Origin of the sequence: Hahella sp. CCB-MM4 (assembly GCF_002260525.1) — a bacterium.
Lineage (GTDB): Bacteria > Pseudomonadota > Gammaproteobacteria > Pseudomonadales > Oleiphilaceae > Hahella.
This window is the reverse complement of record NZ_MRYI01000006.1, coordinates 1-15,669: the sequence shown is the minus strand read 5'-3', so window position 1 is coordinate 15,669 and position 15,669 is coordinate 1. Positions and strand designations below refer to the sequence as shown.

General features: G+C 50.5%; 17 protein-coding genes. 2 read left to right on the top strand and 15 right to left on the bottom strand.

Annotated features, from left to right (window positions below):
• Nucleotides 1–6: 6 nt before the first annotated feature.
• From BTA51_RS12625 to BTA51_RS12610, 4 genes are all read right to left on the bottom strand, one after another.
• On the bottom strand, nucleotides 7–1,299 hold the full coding sequence (locus tag BTA51_RS12625) for an ABC transporter permease (RefSeq protein WP_094707834.1): 1,293 nt from the start codon (nucleotides 1,297–1,299) through the stop codon (nucleotides 7–9).
• Nucleotides 1,300–1,313: 14 nt separating this feature from the next.
• Nucleotides 1,314–2,414, bottom strand: a complete 1,101-nt coding sequence (locus tag BTA51_RS12620; protein ID WP_094707833.1) for an ABC transporter ATP-binding protein — start codon at nucleotides 2,412–2,414, stop codon at nucleotides 1,314–1,316.
• Nucleotides 2,415–2,593: 179 nt separating this feature from the next.
• Entirely contained in the window at nucleotides 2,594–3,664 is a 1,071-nt protein-coding gene (locus BTA51_RS12615; protein WP_094707832.1) for an ABC transporter substrate-binding protein, read from the bottom strand.
• A gap of 155 nt (nucleotides 3,665–3,819) precedes the next feature.
• The gene (locus BTA51_RS12610) at nucleotides 3,820–5,070 is read right to left on the bottom strand and encodes an FAD-binding oxidoreductase (RefSeq protein ID WP_094707831.1); all 1,251 of its coding nucleotides are present in this window, start codon (nucleotides 5,068–5,070) and stop codon (nucleotides 3,820–3,822) included.
• A gap of 118 nt (nucleotides 5,071–5,188) precedes the next feature.
• Between BTA51_RS12610 and BTA51_RS12605 the strand changes: the two genes are divergently transcribed.
• Together BTA51_RS12605 and BTA51_RS12600 are read left to right on the top strand one after the other, a co-directional pair.
• A complete protein-coding gene (locus tag BTA51_RS12605; protein WP_094707830.1) occupies nucleotides 5,189–6,190 on the top strand; it encodes a 4-hydroxyproline epimerase in 1,002 nt (333 codons plus the stop codon).
• Between the two features lie 184 nt (nucleotides 6,191–6,374).
• Nucleotides 6,375–7,055, top strand: a complete 681-nt coding sequence (locus tag BTA51_RS12600) for a GntR family transcriptional regulator (protein WP_094707829.1) — start codon at nucleotides 6,375–6,377, stop codon at nucleotides 7,053–7,055.
• A gap of 27 nt (nucleotides 7,056–7,082) precedes the next feature.
• Here the strand turns inward: BTA51_RS12600 and BTA51_RS12595 are convergent, their stop codons facing one another.
• From BTA51_RS12595 to BTA51_RS12545, 11 genes are all read right to left on the bottom strand, one after another.
• Nucleotides 7,083–8,867 (bottom strand): ABC transporter transmembrane domain-containing protein, encoded by a 1,785-nt coding sequence (locus BTA51_RS12595; RefSeq protein WP_094707828.1) that lies wholly within the window; start codon nucleotides 8,865–8,867, stop codon nucleotides 7,083–7,085.
• A gap of 172 nt (nucleotides 8,868–9,039) precedes the next feature.
• Nucleotides 9,040–9,321 carry a peptidylprolyl isomerase gene (locus BTA51_RS12590; protein WP_094707827.1) on the bottom strand — a complete coding sequence of 94 codons (282 nt, stop codon included), beginning with the start codon at nucleotides 9,319–9,321 and terminating at the stop codon, nucleotides 9,040–9,042.
• Between the two features lie 149 nt (nucleotides 9,322–9,470).
• On the bottom strand, nucleotides 9,471–10,103 hold the full coding sequence (locus tag BTA51_RS12585) for a LysE family translocator (RefSeq protein WP_094707826.1): 633 nt from the start codon (nucleotides 10,101–10,103) through the stop codon (nucleotides 9,471–9,473).
• An 11-nt stretch (nucleotides 10,104–10,114) separates the two neighbouring features.
• The gene (locus tag BTA51_RS12580; protein WP_094707825.1) at nucleotides 10,115–10,501 is read right to left on the bottom strand and encodes a tautomerase family protein; all 387 of its coding nucleotides are present in this window, start codon (nucleotides 10,499–10,501) and stop codon (nucleotides 10,115–10,117) included.
• 32 nt (nucleotides 10,502–10,533) lie between these two features.
• Nucleotides 10,534–10,911, bottom strand: a complete 378-nt coding sequence (locus tag BTA51_RS12575) for an MmcQ/YjbR family DNA-binding protein (protein WP_094707824.1) — start codon at nucleotides 10,909–10,911, stop codon at nucleotides 10,534–10,536.
• Nucleotides 10,912–10,935: 24 nt separating this feature from the next.
• Nucleotides 10,936–11,283, bottom strand: coding sequence for a GFA family protein (locus tag BTA51_RS12570; RefSeq protein ID WP_094707823.1), 348 nt, complete (start codon nucleotides 11,281–11,283; stop codon nucleotides 10,936–10,938).
• Nucleotides 11,284–11,410: 127 nt separating this feature from the next.
• Nucleotides 11,411–11,803: a DUF3224 domain-containing protein gene (locus BTA51_RS12565; protein WP_094707822.1), complete on the bottom strand. Its 393-nt coding sequence runs from the start codon at nucleotides 11,801–11,803 to the stop codon at nucleotides 11,411–11,413.
• Between the two features lie 169 nt (nucleotides 11,804–11,972).
• Nucleotides 11,973–12,266, bottom strand: coding sequence for a hypothetical protein (locus BTA51_RS12560; protein ID WP_094707821.1), 294 nt, complete (start codon nucleotides 12,264–12,266; stop codon nucleotides 11,973–11,975).
• A gap of 210 nt (nucleotides 12,267–12,476) precedes the next feature.
• Entirely contained in the window at nucleotides 12,477–13,085 is a 609-nt protein-coding gene (locus tag BTA51_RS12555; protein ID WP_094707820.1) for a DUF3501 family protein, read from the bottom strand.
• 10 nt (nucleotides 13,086–13,095) lie between these two features.
• A complete protein-coding gene (locus BTA51_RS12550) occupies nucleotides 13,096–14,418 on the bottom strand; it encodes a heterodisulfide reductase-related iron-sulfur binding cluster (RefSeq protein ID WP_094707819.1) in 1,323 nt (440 codons plus the stop codon).
• A gap of 154 nt (nucleotides 14,419–14,572) precedes the next feature.
• Complete coding sequence (locus tag BTA51_RS12545; RefSeq protein WP_094707818.1) at nucleotides 14,573–14,992, bottom strand: rubrerythrin family protein; 420 nt, start codon at nucleotides 14,990–14,992, stop codon at nucleotides 14,573–14,575.
• Nucleotides 14,993–15,669 lie beyond the last annotated feature (677 nt).

Sequence of the window (15,669 nt, the reverse complement as noted above, 5' to 3'; positions counted from 1 at the left end):
GATGAATTACCCCACTTTCAGATTATTGATGCCGACCAGGCGGTTGTAGACGGAATAGAGCAGCAACACCATGGCGAGAAGAATGCCGCCTAAAGCAGCAGCCAGTCCCCAGTTAAGGGAGGTCTGCATGTGATAGGCAATGAAATTGGAGATCATCTGGCCGCTGCGTCCGCCAACCAGGGCGGGAGTGATGTAGAAACCAATCGAGAGAATAAAGGTCAGGATCGCCCCGGCACCTATTCCCGGCAGGGTTTGTGGGAGATAAATATGGATAAAGGCATAGCCCGGTTTGGCACCGAGAGAGCGTGCTGCACGCATGTAGCTCGGTGAGATATTTTTCATCACGCTGTACAGGGGCAAAACCATAAACGGCAGCAGTATATGCGTCATGGCGATCACCGTACCGAACATATTGTGAATCATGCGGAGGCGTTCACTGATCAGGCCGAGGTGAATCAGAACATCGTTAATGACGCCTTCAGTCTGCAGCAGCACGATCCAGGAAGTTGTCCTTACCAATAAAGACGTCCAGAAAGGCAACAGCACCATGATCATCAGCAGGTTGGAGCGACTCTCGGGAAGGGTGGCGAGCAAATGTGCCAGGGGATAACCCAGGATCAGGCAAAGCGCTGTAATCAGCGCAGATATTGCAAATGTCTTTAACAATAACGTCTTGTAGATCTGGCGTTGTTCAGGCTGAGCGCTGATCTCCCCGTTTTCGTCATAGCGCATATCCAGCGCTGCCAGATAGTAGCTGAGCGTGTAACGGCTGCTCAGGTTCTTGATGGCCGCCCAGGGAGCAATATCTGACCAGCGTTGGTCAATATCAATCATGGCAGTACGGACGCTTCCCGTATCGATCAGGCGGGTTATCGTGTCCTTACGGGATAACCGGCGTGCACTTTTGCTCAACAGGCTGCGCATACCGGAATATTCGGAATTCAAGCGACCCGCTACCTTGGACAGTTCATGCTGTTCCTGAAGGGATACCAGCTCTTCGGCCAATACTGCATAGATGGCTTCTTCCGGGAGTTGCTGCCGGTCCCACTGTTTTAGCGCAGCAACGGTGCGGGGCAGGCTGTCGGCAACCAGTGGATCGTAGACACTGCGGTGCAGCATCTCGATGATGGGCATAACAAAAGTGATGCCGACAAACAGCAGTAGCGGTACCACCAGCAGGAATGCTTTGCTGCGATTCCAGCGTTCAGCCTGTCGTAGTTGCTGCTTGAGCCGCTTTCTGGCGTCGATATCCAAGGGTGGCTCTACCAGGGTACTGGTCGTGATTGCTTCGTATTTCATGACGAGTCTCTCCGCTATGCCTGTCCGCTTGAGGCATCCAGTGCGCGGCAGTCGCGGCTGAGCCAGCCGACCTGGACCAGGTCTCCTTTCCTGATCTCCAGTGGACGTGAACCATTGGGTACCTTGACGATGAACTGGTCATGATTCATGAGCTCGACACGGGTCCGCATATGGTCTCCGTGATAAATCAGCTCCAGAACGCGGGCATCAAAGCGGTTGTCAAAATCGTTTTCCGGATTGATCTGGATGCGTTCCGGACGGATAGACAGGGTGGTGGCTTCACCGGATTGGTATACGTTTACCGGCAATGCCTGGACATTGCAGCCTTCGACGCTGACGACGCAGCGGTCATTGCCGATTTTTTCCACTTTGCCGGATAATTTATTGTTCTCACCGATAAACTGGGCAACGAAGGAATTGGCCGGTTGCTCATACAGTTCCGTTGGAGAGGCCAGCTGTTGCACGACCCCCTGATTGAATACCGCGATACGGTCCGACATGGTCAAGGCTTCGGTCTGGTCATGGGTGACGTAAAGCACCGTAATGCCAAGACGTTCATGCAGATGTTTGATCTCATACTGCATCTGCTCACGCAGTTGTTTGTCCAGCGCTCCGAGTGGTTCATCCATTAAGACAAGCTTGGGTTCAAATACCAGCGCCCGGGCCAGGGCAACACGCTGTTGCTGGCCACCGGAAAGTTGTCCCGGTCGTCTGCCGGCCACTTGCGGCAGTTCAATCATGTCCAGTGCGCGTTTGACCTTTTGCTCAATATCACTTTTGGAGAGCTTCCTGACCTTCAGTGGAAAACTCAGATTTTCGGCAATGGTCAGGTGAGGGAAGAGGGCATAGTTCTGGAACACCATACCGATATCCCTTTTATGGGGAGCCAGGTTATTGACGGGGGTGCCATCGATATATATTTCGCCTTGAGTGGCGCTCTCAAAACCGGCCAGCATCATCAGACAGGTGGTTTTACCTGAGCCGGAAGGGCCCAGCATCGTCACGAATTCGCCCTGGGCAATATCGAGATTGAAATCTTTGACGACCAGAATTTCGCCGTCGTAGGTTTTTCGCACGTTCTGAAAACGCACATAACTGTTATCTAGCGTACTCATTCTGCAGAACCTGAATTCTTATTTTCTACTCTGTCAGTGTGAAGGCTGAGGCTTTGACTAACGGACCATCAGCGCAAGCGCTCAGCCATCTATTCCGAATTTCCCTATATTCCGAAGTTTTCTATTTTTCGAAGTTCCCTATGTTTTGACGTTTTCTATATTCCTAAATTTCTTAGGGCTCAGCGTGCCAGCCAGGTATTGAACTCCTCGTTCAACTCGTCGGCGTAGTCGATCCACCATTCGTCATCAAACAGAAAGGCTGTCTTGTAGTTTTCCGGAGCAGTCGGCAGGCGGGCCAGCAGTTCCTGGTCTAGCATGGCGGCGGAGGATTTACGGGTCGGACCATAGGCAATCCACTGTGCCTGGTCGGCCAGAGCCTGAGTGCTGGAAGAAAATACGGCGAATTCCAAGGCTTTCTGAAGATGCTTGGTGCCTTTGGGAATGGCCCAACCGTTCATGTAACCAATCTGGTGGTCCCAGATAATTTTGAAAGGCTTGCCTTCTGCGTGTTGAGCGCTATCAATGCGGCCGTTAAAAGCAGAGGTCATGATGACTTCGCCGTCAGCCAGAAGCTGTGCTGGCTGCGCGCCGGTTGTCCACCACACTACATTGCTCTTAATAGATTCCAGCTTCTTGAAGGCGCGATCACGGCCTTCGCGGGTTTCCAGAGTTTTATAGATCTGGTTTGGCGCGACGCCATCCGCCAACAAGGCCCACTCCAGGTTACCCTGAGGTTGTTTTTGCAAGGCACGGCGTCCCGGGAATTTCTTGAGATCGAATAAATCAGCCAGCTTTGATGGCGCCGCCTGTCCTTCATACCGGGTTTTGTCATAGGCGAGGATGTTGGAGACCACGATGGAGGCGACAGCACATTCATGGATGGCGCCATCGACAAAATCCTCTTTCGCGGGAGTGCCGTCAGAGCCTGTCAGCAGGATAGTGGGGTCCAGCGGTTCCAGTAGACCTTCGGCGCAACCGCGCACGATATCGGGCTTGTCCAGTGAGACCAGATCCCACGTCACATTACCGGATTCCACCTGGGCCTTGATCTCCGCAAGTCCTCCACTGAAATCTTCCGACACTATATGGGTGCCGGTCTTGGCCGTGAACGGCTTGTGGTAAGCCTCTACCTGGCTCTTGGTGAAGGAGCCTCCCCAGGACACCACGGTCAGGCTGTTATCCGCCAGTACCTGGCTGCTGAGCAGCAGCGCCACAGATGCAAAGGATAAGTTTTTTATTGTGTTTTTCATTTTGCACTTCTCTCCGGATTGGTTGGATTAAGGGCCGGATATCTGAGGTCAAACTCTTAATTTCCGGCACCGATTTTGGTGGAGTGTTTTTTATCCTATGGGATATGTATATTTTATACAATATACAAAAACAAAATTTTTTGACACGAAAGCGATTAAAATCTGTTCAATCCAAAAGGTGTCAAATCCAATCCTGTTGGTTGATTGGTGACCAACTTTCGCACCAATTCGCCGGTCAGAGCCGCCTGGGTCAGGCCAAGATGCTGATGGCCAAGAGCCAGCACAATCTGATTCCGGCTGCCTACCTGGTCAATGATCGGGAGAGAGTCGGGCAGGGAGGGACGGAAGCCCATCCAGGTCTCTCCCGGTGAGTCATCCAACCCAGGCAATATGGCCTTCGCATGAAAAGCCAGCATGGCGGCACGCTGCATATTAGCCGGAAGATCCAGTCCCCCGAACTCCACTGTACCTGCCAAACGTAACCCCTCGCTCATGGGTGTCATGATGAAGCGACGCTCGGCAGAAGTGACTGGCATGGAGAGGGAAGCACCTGAGTTGGGCAGCATCAGGTGATAGCCTCGCTCCGTATCCAATGGAATTGATCTGCCGGTTAACTCCCTCACCATTGGTTTAGACCAGGCCCCGGTAGCCAAAACGATCTTGGGTACTTGGACAGGCTGTCCATTGAGCTTTAACTGAACGCCATCGTCGATTTGCTTGAATTCACTGGCGGGCTGCAGAAGCACTTGCCCGCCCCGTTGCTGAAAGAGTTCTCCTAGGGAATGTGCCAGTTGGTAGGGATTGGCGGTATGGCCCGTATTGGGAAACAGCACGGCATGACGGATGGTCGAGCTCAATCCCGGTTCCAGTTCACGAGCCTGATCACCGTCCAATATCTGGGCTTTGACGCCATGGTTACGAAGGGATTCCAGGGTGGAAGCTTGGTAGTTGTAAAAGCTCGAGTCCTGTTCAAAGGTGAGCAAAGAGCCATTAACTCGGATTAGATTCTCCACCCCACTTCCTTCAAGCAGGCGTTTCCAGGCGGGCAGGGAGGCTTCGTTCAGTGCCTGTAGTGCCTGACTCCCTCTGTCAAACGGACGCTTTCGGGTATTGAGCATAAAGCGGATCAACCAGGGAGTGATGTGCGGCAAATAGGACCAGCGGATGGCCACCGGTCCCAGAGGATCGAGCAACATGCCGGGAATCTTCCATAGCAGGCCCGGCGTCGCCAGGGGATGAACCTGTTCTGTCGCAAAATGACCGGCGTTTCCGCGTGAACAGCCTTCACCGATACCCTGGCGATCAATCAAGGTTACCCTGAGGCCGGCCTTTTGCAGGGAGAGGGCACAACTTACGCCAACGATTCCGGCGCCAACGACGGCAATATCGGTATCCAGCTTTTGCATAAAAACTCCTCTTCATTTGCTGTTGTAAATATTGTATAAAATATACAGTTTTTAATTCTCGTACAATGAGAGACTGAAAAGCGCCACCGACCAATAAGATTAAATAAGGTATTTCGATATGAGAGAAGGCACGTTTTTCTGTATTGACGCGCACACCTGTGGGAACCCGGTAAGACTGGTTGCCGGAGGCTATCCGGCGCTGGAAGGGGAAACCATGAGCCAGAAACGCCAATTCTTTCTGAAACATTATGACTGGATTCGCCATGCACTGATGTTTGAGCCACGGGGTCATTCAATGATGTCAGGCTCTATCGTATACCCTCCATGTTCTGATGATGCGGATGCCTCAATCCTGTTTATCGAAACCAGCGGATGTTTGCCCATGTGTGGTCACGGCACTATCGGCACCGTCACCGCCGCCATTGAGAATGCCATTATCCGCCCGCGGGTTCCGGGCAGATTGATATTGGATGTGCCTGCCGGAAAAATTACCGTGGAGTACGAACAGAACGGAGCCAAAGTGGAGAAGGTGCGTATTTATAATGTGCCTGCCTACCTCGCTCATACCGGGGTTGCTGTGCAAGTGCCTGATCTGGGGGAATTGGTGGTGGATGTATCCTATGGCGGAAACTACTATGCCATTGTTGATCCACAAAAGAATTTTCCTGGTCTGGAACATTTCAGTGTCGACCAGATTCTGCATCTCAGTCCGATTGTTCGGCGAATTGTCGATGAAGCGGTTGAATGTGTGCATCCGGATGACCCGACTGTGCGCGGCGTGTCCCATGTGCTCTGGACCGGAGAGCCGAGCAGACCCGGTGTGGATGCCCGCAATGCGGTATTTTACGGTGATCGTGCCATTGACCGTTCTCCGTGTGGTACCGGGACCAGTGCCCGTATGGCGCAATGGTATGCCAAGGGAAAATTGGGCATTGGCGATCAATTTGTTCACGAAAGTATTATCGGCAGTACCTTCGAAGGAAGAATTGAAGGCGCTGCTCAAGTGGGAAGGTATGAGGGCATCATGCCAAGTGTGCAGGGGTGGGCCAGAGTCTATGGTCACAATACCATCTGGGTGGACAGTGAAGATCCTTATGCCCATGGCTTTGAAGTGAAATAACCGACAATCTGCACGGCGGGTCCGGAGGTAACGACCGGCCGTTATCTCCCGCAGTGTCTGGGTTGTCTATCTCAGCAACCAGGCTTTTCGCTACAACGATGAGGCTTTCTACTACAGCGATGAGGAATATAAATGTTACTATTGCTCCACTCCTCAGATATCCAAGGTAATCTGTCTTAGTTCTATGAATTCTGATCTCGTATATAAAACCCGCACCCAGATGGTGGCAGATATTCTGCGTAAGAAAATTCTCTCCGGTGAAATCGTTGCGGGTGAGCCCCTGCGCCAGGATGCGATTGCCAAGGAGTTCAATGTCAGCCGCATTCCGGTCCGGGAGGCATTATTGCAGCTGGAAGCCCAAGGGCTTGTCTGTTTTGAACCGCATAAAGGTGCAACGGCGACGGAATTGTTGCCGTCAGAAATACGTGAACTCTTTGAATTGCGGGCGTTGGTTGAGTGCTACGTTCTGGAGCAGGCCATCGACAACATGACAGACCAGGATCTGGAAGTTGCAGGCAAAGTTCTCAAAGCGTTCGAGGAAGCTGTGGAGAGTGGCACCAAAGTGCAAACCTGGAGTGATCTCAACTATGAGTTGCATGCAGCGCTGTATAAGCCGGCCAATCTTCCTCAGGCTATGGAAGTGATACATAACCTCAATATCAAATCGGACCGTTATATCCGGTTACAACTTTTATTGACCACGGGAATCGATAAAGCCGAACGTGAGCATATGGCATTGCTTGAACATTGTCGTAAGCGCGACAAGAAATCAGCCACTGAACTGCTGAGAAAACACATTCTTGAAGCAGGTCAGGCCATACACGATCTGTTGGTGCAACAACAGGCTGGGGCGGCTGTGGGTTAAGCTGCTGTTACCTCGCTGTTAAATTCCTCATTCATTAATACCCTCATATTCGGTTTCGCCCGGCGCTCTGTCCCTGAATTGCAGGGATGCCAGACGGGCATAAAGACCACTCTTCTGCATGAGTTCATCATGGGTTCCCAGGGCATCGAGTTTGCCCTGATCAAGTACCGCTATTCGGTCAGCATTCTTCACTGTTGCCAACCGGTGGGCAATCACCAGGGTGGTGCGGCCGATCATCAACTGATCCAGAGCCTGCTGAACCCAGTGCTCGCTTTGTGCATCCAGGGCACTGGTCGCCTCGTCCAGTAATAGTATCGGCGCATCCGCCAGAATCGCCCGGGCAATCGCCAGGCGTTGTTTCTGGCCGCCGGAAAGTCCGGTGCCGGCATCACCCAGGCGGGTTTGATAACCATCGGGAAGGGCGGAAATAAAGTCGTGAGCGTGAGCCGCTTTGGCTGCCGCAATCATTTCCTCATCTGAAATGTCCTGTCGGGCATACTTGAGATTCTCCTCAACCGTGCCAAAGAAAAGCACGGGGTTTTGTGATACCAGGGCAAAGCAGCGGCGCAGGTCACCTGTAGCCAATTCTCGGGTATCGATGCCATCCAGGAGAATGGAGCCTTTATTGGCGTCGAAAAAGCGTAGGAGTAAATCAAACAATGTAGATTTGCCTGCGCCGGACGGTCCGACAAGCGCAAGGGTTTCGCCTGCGGAGACCCTTAGCGATAAACTGTTAATGGCAGGCTGCTCCTGGCGTGAGGGATAAGCAAACTCGAGTTGCTGGATATTGATTTCTCCCCGCACCGGCTGAGACAGCGCCACCGGATGTTCCGGTGACAGGATTTCGCTGCGCGATTCCAGCAACTCGACAATACGTTCTGTGGCACCGGCGGCTCTTTGCAGTTCTCCGATCACCTCTGAAATGGAGCCCACGGCGGAACCGACAATCACGCTGTAAAACACAAAAGCTGCCAGCTCGCCGCCCGTAATCCTTCCTTCGATCACATCCAGGCCGCCAATCCACAACATTAGTGCGACAGCGCCAAGTACCAGGACAATGACAGAGGTGACCAATAATCCCCGCTTCACAGTTCTGTGCTTGGCCACCTGGAAGGCTTCTTCCACGTGCTGGTGAAAGCGTTGCTTATCTATTTCCTGGTGGTTATAGGCTTGTACTGTTTTCAGCTGTCCAAGGATTTCTCCCACATAAGCGCCAACGTTGGCGACTTTGTCCTGACTGATTCTGGACAAAAGGCGAACCTGGCGTCCATAGAAAAGAATGGGAGTGACTACTAGAGGAACGGAGATCATGACGATAGCGGTGAGCTTGATATTGGTGATAAACAGCCACACGATGCCGCCCATCATCATGATCAGATTACGCAGGGCCGTCGAAACAGAAGAACCGATCACTGACTGCAAAAGTGTGGTGTCCGCAGTCAGGCGGGATTGTATTTCCATGCTGCGGTTCTGTTCAAAGAAGCCTGGATGTAGCTCGACCAAATGCCGGAAGACTTTTTCCCGGATGTCGGCAACGACCCGCTCACCCAGCCAGGTGACCCAATAGAAGCGGGTGAATGTTCCAACTGCCAAAGCCACAATCAGACCCAGAAATACCAGGACATACTGTGTAAGAAGTTCCGCCGATGCGGTGGCAAACCCCTGGTCAATCAAGAGCCGGACACCCTGGCCGATGGAAAGTGTGATAGCGGCAGTGAAGAGCAGGGCTGAAAGGGCGTAAGTAATTTGTCTTCGGTAGGGCGACAGAAATTGTGAAGCCATCCGAATGGCACGCCAGCGGGTCTTCTGCATATTAAGCGCATGTCCAGGGTTGTGGTGGCACCAGCTCAGTGCCTGTTCGCCGATCGTTCTTCAGACCGCCAGGTCATACTGAATCGAGGAGGCTTATAAACGAATTTTCGGACCCAAAAAAGGGAGCCGTGGCTCCCTTCTGAATAAACTGTTCTACTAATTGAAGTGAGTCTCAGTCAGTACGCTTGGTAACTTCGACCAGGTGGAAACCGAACTGGGTTTTCACCGGACCTTGAACTTCACCTACGGGGGCGCTGAAGACGACCTCATCAAATTCTTTAACCATCTGACCAGGACCAAATTCACCCAATTCACCGCCTTGGCGGCCGGATGGGCAGGTAGAATGTGCTTTAGCCAATTCGGCAAAGTCCGCGCCGTTTTGGATCTCGGTTTTCAGTTGGTTGCACTGATCTTCAGTACTTACCAGAATGTGGCGTGCGGATGCTCGTGCCATGTTGCTCTCCTATTGGTTTCGACTTTAGGTATCCACCGATTCCCGGTCAGGAACTGCATCGATACCCGTAATCGTTGTAAATGGGGATCGTGTTCCGGTTTTCAACCCACAAATTTCCATAGATTGTCGTTTTGGTAAATAGCTGGACCTCATGATTGCAGTTTGCTGCTGAGAAGATTCAGTCCCAGACCCACGTAAACCACCCCTACGATACGATTAATCCGCGCAGACAGACTCTCATTGGAGCGTACCATGCGAGTAAATCTGGCTGCGAACAGCACCAGTGACAAACACCAGAGAGTTCCCCCAACAACAAATATACCGCCCAGCAGGGTGAAAGCGGCTGCCGGGTGTTGCTCCGCAGGAGAAACAAACTGCGGAAGAAAGGCCAGGAAAAATATGGCGATTTTGGGATTCAGAAGATTGGTAAGAAACCCCTGGCGAAATACTTTCCAGTGTTTCTGATGGGGAAGCGGGTGGGCGGCTTTGAGTTCTTTGCCACTGCGATAGGTCTGAATACCCAGATATATCAGATAGGCGGCTCCGGCCACCTTGATCAGAGTAAAGGCCGTTGCGGAAGCCATCAGGATCGCAGAAAGGCCTACCGCAGCAAAAAATGTATGGGCCAGAATTCCCGCACCGATGCCCAATACCGAAACCACACCGGCGGTACGCCCCTGGGAAATGGTACGGCCCAGAATGTACATGGTATCCGGGCCTGGAGTGATCCAGAGGATGATACTGGCGGTTAGAAAGAACCAGAGATCTTCAATTCCAAGCATGTCGTAATTCCTCAAACATTAACCTGATACTTCAGGTCCGTAACCTCATCACCGGTCATGCCACGAAATCCCCAGCAGTGGGGCGGCTGTTCTTTGATCATGATTTCAATGTCCACCGGCTGGATATCAAGTCGCTGCCCGATAGTGGAAAACAGGGACTTGATTAATAGTTTCTTGGTCTCGACTTTCCGGCCTTCCATCATGTTGATTTCGATCACAGTATAGGCATCGCTGCGACCGCCGGGGTAGTAGAAATCCTCTTTTTCCATGGGGATGAACCGATGCGCCCGTTTATCTTCGGGCATACCGAGAACATCCTGCATGCATTGATGAATGGCGTCAGACAATTGTGCCTTGATTGGATTAAGGTATTCCTTGATTCCATAGATGACGATCATTGGGTTGTCCTGGTTCAATCCTGATGTCTGGTTTATTGAGAGTCGTATTCGATCGCAGACTTTATCTGTAACTGATCTTTTTTGGAAAGCGAAGCGATCACCTTATGATAAGACCACTGAATCAGTTCCCGCAGATAGTTCTCATCAAATTTATCGACTTCAACAACGGATATCCAATGATACCGATGCATATATCTGGCGGGCTTAACACCTTCCTGATCGGTTAACTCAAGAAACCGTTCTGGAGATACCCGGAGGCTGAAGCGCCACTTCTCAGGTTCGCTGGTTTTGAAATAGGCAAACTGCTTATCCCGTATTTTGAATACGTGAATGTTAGCGGGCTCGCCACTGACTTTTTCATAGGTTTCGGGCAAAGAAAGGCAGAATGCCCTGACTTGTTCAACGTTCATAGATTTTGCCGGATCTGAGTTTCCTTAAACTGATCGTCCATCAAACTCCTGAACGGGAATTGACGCCAGATCAATGTCTCCCAGACAGCGGATATTGATCGCAGCCATTTCATTTCCTTTAGGGTCAACACCTTCGCCATAGGGGTGTATACCGCAATGTTTACAGAAGCGGTGCTTGATGACGTGTTTGTTGAAAGTGTAGGTACCCATGTCTTCGTCTGCAGCTGTCACGGTTAAAGCGGCTCGAGGAACAAACCACATCAGTGCACCCTTCCGTGAACAGATGGAGCAATTGCAGGACATAGCGCCAGCGAGCTCTCCTTCAACTTCAAAAGAAATTTTTCCGCAATGGCAGCTTCCTTTGTAGGTCATAGGATGTTCCTTTCTTCTTTTAGTGGTTAGTTGTTAGTGATTGTATGAGCGTCCATGCTAAATCGAATTTAAAGGGGAGGGAATAGGCGGCCAATATCCTTGTTACGCCATTAGTTGTGACGCACCGTTACACCAACTCATATTCAAACTCATAGAAGTGCTGGCCACCTTCGATATTGATTTTCATGCTACCGGTCAAGCCAATAAGCTCTCCGGATGCTGAATCAGGAACGACCTCAAGTATCAGTCTGTCGGTGCCTTTATTCATGGTGCCAAAATGCTGCAACACAAAGCTTCCTTTCTTACCGGATAACGTCCCGTTGACCTGTTCGATAGCCACATATCCTGCTGAACCCTGGATCGTTGTCATTGCGCTGAGCATTTCCCCTTGGCTCGTGGCATCGAGATCGCCGTGAAAAATTTTGTCTATAGACATGTGCCCAAGGTTAACCCCATCCACTCCTTCAGCATAGGATTCCAGAGGAGTGAGTTTTACGTCAAACGTTCCTGAAATTTTCATTTTTTCTCCATTGAGGTATGTCGTGCCACCCATACAGGGAAACACTTTCTGATTCTTATTGGGTTGAATTTATGTCTGCTGATTGGTCTCTAACCAAGAGGCGTCCAGATTACCTCACTTGCAACCAAGTTTGTCTACTCGTGTGGATACCTGACAGCGTCAAGCACGATCAGGCCGTTTCTGAAGAGGCCAACCTGTGTAACCACTTTCCATGTCTGAGAAAGTAATAGGAGAAGGGTAAATATACCAGAATGCTTGTAATGGCTTTCACACTACCTGTAAGCGCAGCTTTTTGAGTGGCTGCCACGACTTGTGCCAGTTCAGCGTTATCGCCTATTGCTGCAGATATTTGGATATACCCATAAATGCCACTCACGGCGTCAGGGATTGCCTTGATGCCCAGGACAAGTAGAAATATCCCGAAAATACGTATGGCTACCCAGATCCATTCGCCTTTATTCACTGTTTTTCCTTACCGTGTTCACGAGGGTGGGCTAACTATTGGCGCAATACTAATGTGATGCGAAAGAACTGAGCCCACTTCGTTTCATGCTTACCAAGCTTAAATAAATAAGAGGTAGTGCGATGACTAAAGCCAGGGACCAAGTATATAGAAATCTGGCGGCCGTACTATGAGTAATAACAATACCAGCCGCTATCGTTCAAAGCCTTTCTATACCACTTCCCCTGCCAAGTCATTAGCCAGTGATTTCCTGACATTTTCCGGTACCGCTTCCAGTGTCTGATGAAATTCCGGGTGATCGATGACAAATCCAATATCGGCTCCCTGTTTGATCGCAGACACAATCTCCGGAGAAAGTTCGAAGCGAAGAAAGTGAACGGATGAGGTCTTTTCATCATCTTCCCGCTCAAGATCTTCATCCGCGATCGCAGATATCAGTCCATATCCAGCGATCTTCAACGAAAGAGCCTTTTCAATGCCTCGCAGACGTTTCAGTTCCACCTTGCGCTCTGCCGGGTCATCGTATTCCAGCATAAACGTGGCTTTCAAATTATTGCCGTCCGGGATCAAAGGATTATAGGCATCCAACTCGTCCTGGATTTCAGCTCGCTTGAACAGTTTCTCGATTCTCAGCATTTCCTGAATCTGGTATTGCACGGTGATACGGTCTTCAAAGTAGAGTCGCATATGTTCGTTGAGTGCCACCTGACGATTTTTTTTGTGGTGCATCACCTCGGTACGAAAATCCTGGCGGCGGGTATCGTATTCCTCCAGCGACCACAGATCTTCGTGGGTGAGTTTATTGATTGAGGTTTGCATGTTGTCCTCCTCAAAGTCCATAGGCTTGTCTTAACAGAGAGATAGGGTGCCTGGCCTCGCTGACAGATTCTGAAATATGAGCGATGTGATTGGCAGCCATCGGGCAATCGCTGGCGAAGTGTGGAGATTTCAATTGATCCACCTTGCGTGCTACCGGGCGGCCAATCTTGACGGCTTTTTCATGGGACTCCACTTTGACGGCATAGGTGCCGTCATGGCCCGAGCAACGTTCCTGCGGATGAATGTTGGTATCCGGTATCAAACTGAGAATATCTCTGGCTTTAAGGCCGATATTCTGTACGCGAAGATGGCAGGCAACGTGATAACTGATGTCTCCCAGGGATTCCTTGAAATCGAGCTTTAATACCCCGGCTCTATATTGCATGAAAAGATACTCAAATGGGTCCACGAACGCCTCCTGTACCTTCTTCACTTCCGGGTCATCAGGAAACATCAACGGAAGCTCTTGCTTGAACATCAGTACACAGGAAGGGACCAGCGCTGTAATTTTATATCCCTGGTCTGCCAGTCGGGCCATGATGGGGATGTTGTATTCTTTGTGCTGCTTGACCGTTTCCAGATCTCCTAATTCAAGTTTGGGCATGCCGCAACAGCATTCGCTGGGAACCAGTTCAACGTCAATATTGTTGTGTTGGAACACCTTGACCAAGTCTTCACCCAGATGGGGACTGTTGTAGTTGCCATAGCAAGTTGAGAACAGGGCAACTTTGGCGTCAGTCTGCCCGGATGCTTTGGTGTTCTTCAATCGTTGCCGCATGGTTGGTGAATAGTATTTGGGGACGACAGCGTCTTCATGTACTCCCAACTGGCTTTGCAGAATTTTCCGGAAGCCGGCATTTTCATTCATGGTGTTAACCACGGTATTGATCACCGGAATCGTCGACATTTTTCCGACAGCATCAGTGCTTGTCAGAACCTTGTCCCTGAATGAAGCGCCGTGATTTTTAAAGTGTGCCGCTTTGGCACGCAGCATTAAGTGGGGAAAGTCCACGTTCCATTCATGCGGCGGCACGTAAGGGCATTTGGTCATATAGCAGAGGTCGCAGAGGTAGCATTGGTCAACGACCTTCTTGTAATCGGCTTTGTCGACGCCATCAACCTCCATGGTGTCTGATTCATCGACAAGATCAAATAGCGTCGGAAATGACTGACACAGGTTGACACAGCGTCTGCAGCCGTGACAGATGTCAAAGACGCGCTCCAGCTCTTTATTGAGTGATTCCTCGTTATAAAAGTCCGGTGATTGCCAATCAAGGGCGTGGCGGGTAGGGGCCTCAAGACTTCCTTCTCGTGTCGTCTTTTCCTGGCTCATAGGTAGACTCCTCAAGAGTAAGCACAGTATTGTGCCTGGAGCGGGAGCCTGTCCCGTCAAGGGAAAGTTGATCCGCGCCCACTCCAGTGCACTGTTATTATTTTGAGAATGTGAGGGCCTGTCAGATAGCCCTCAAAAACTGCTGCACTCAGACTCAGGCGTCGAGGTTGTCCAGAGCTTTCTGGAAGCGATTGGCGTGGCTACGCTCAGCCTTGGCCAGGGTTTCGAACCAATCGGCAATTTCATCGAAACCTTCTTCGCGCGCCTGTTTGCACATGCCCGGATACATGTCGGTGTATTCATGAGTCTCGCCCGCGATAGCGGCTTTCAAATTTAATGAGGTTCCGCCGATGGGCAGGCCGGTTGCCGGATCTCCTACTTCTTCCAGGTATTCAAGATGACCATGGGCATGACCGGTTTCACCTTCAGCAGTAGAACGGAACACCGCTGCGACATCGTTGTAGCCTTCAACGTCAGCTTTGGCGGCGAAATAGAGATAACGACGATTCGCCTGACTTTCACCCGCAAAGGCGTCTTTCAGGTTCTGCTCTGTTTTTGAGCCTTTTAATGACATAGCGTTTCTCCTCAGAGTAATTTTTAGGCGCAGCAAGCCCGCTGCTTATTTTTTATACCGCCTAATCATGGTAGCCAAGGAATGGGGGGAGTGTTAATGGATAAAATTTATACGATTGATAGCGGGCTCATATAATGTATAAAAGAAGTTTTTTTAATAGCGCATGGTGATAAATTGCGTGGTGAATAACCGGCTACATTAATTGGGTTTGCAGCGAAGAAAATGGGCTTTTAGAGGTGCTGTCTGTAACGAAGCGTTTACAGCTGTGCTATCGCGGAAGCCAGTGTTGATCTAGCCATGAACAGTGAATTTAATAGTTCGAATTTCCGGGATTTTTCGCACTGGAATCAGTGGGCTGGAGGAGGTATCTTCGGGAATTTGAAATTGAAAAATGCGTAGCTGGCTACTACACGGTTTACACAAGAATGCTGCAATACCAAAGTGAACCGAGACATAGACCGAATGAGGTAGATACAAAATGTTTGAAATAGATCATCTTATGATCGAGGTAGATGATCCGCTAAAAGTGGCTCGTAACGTATCAGAAAAGCTAGGGAGAGTCTGAATAACCCCAAGGTTCTGAGGTGATTTTTACTCTCGACGATATATGGCCGAATATTCAGAGTGTTTTTCCGGCCATTTTGGATCTTACACCCCTGCGGGGCGTCATCTGGGCC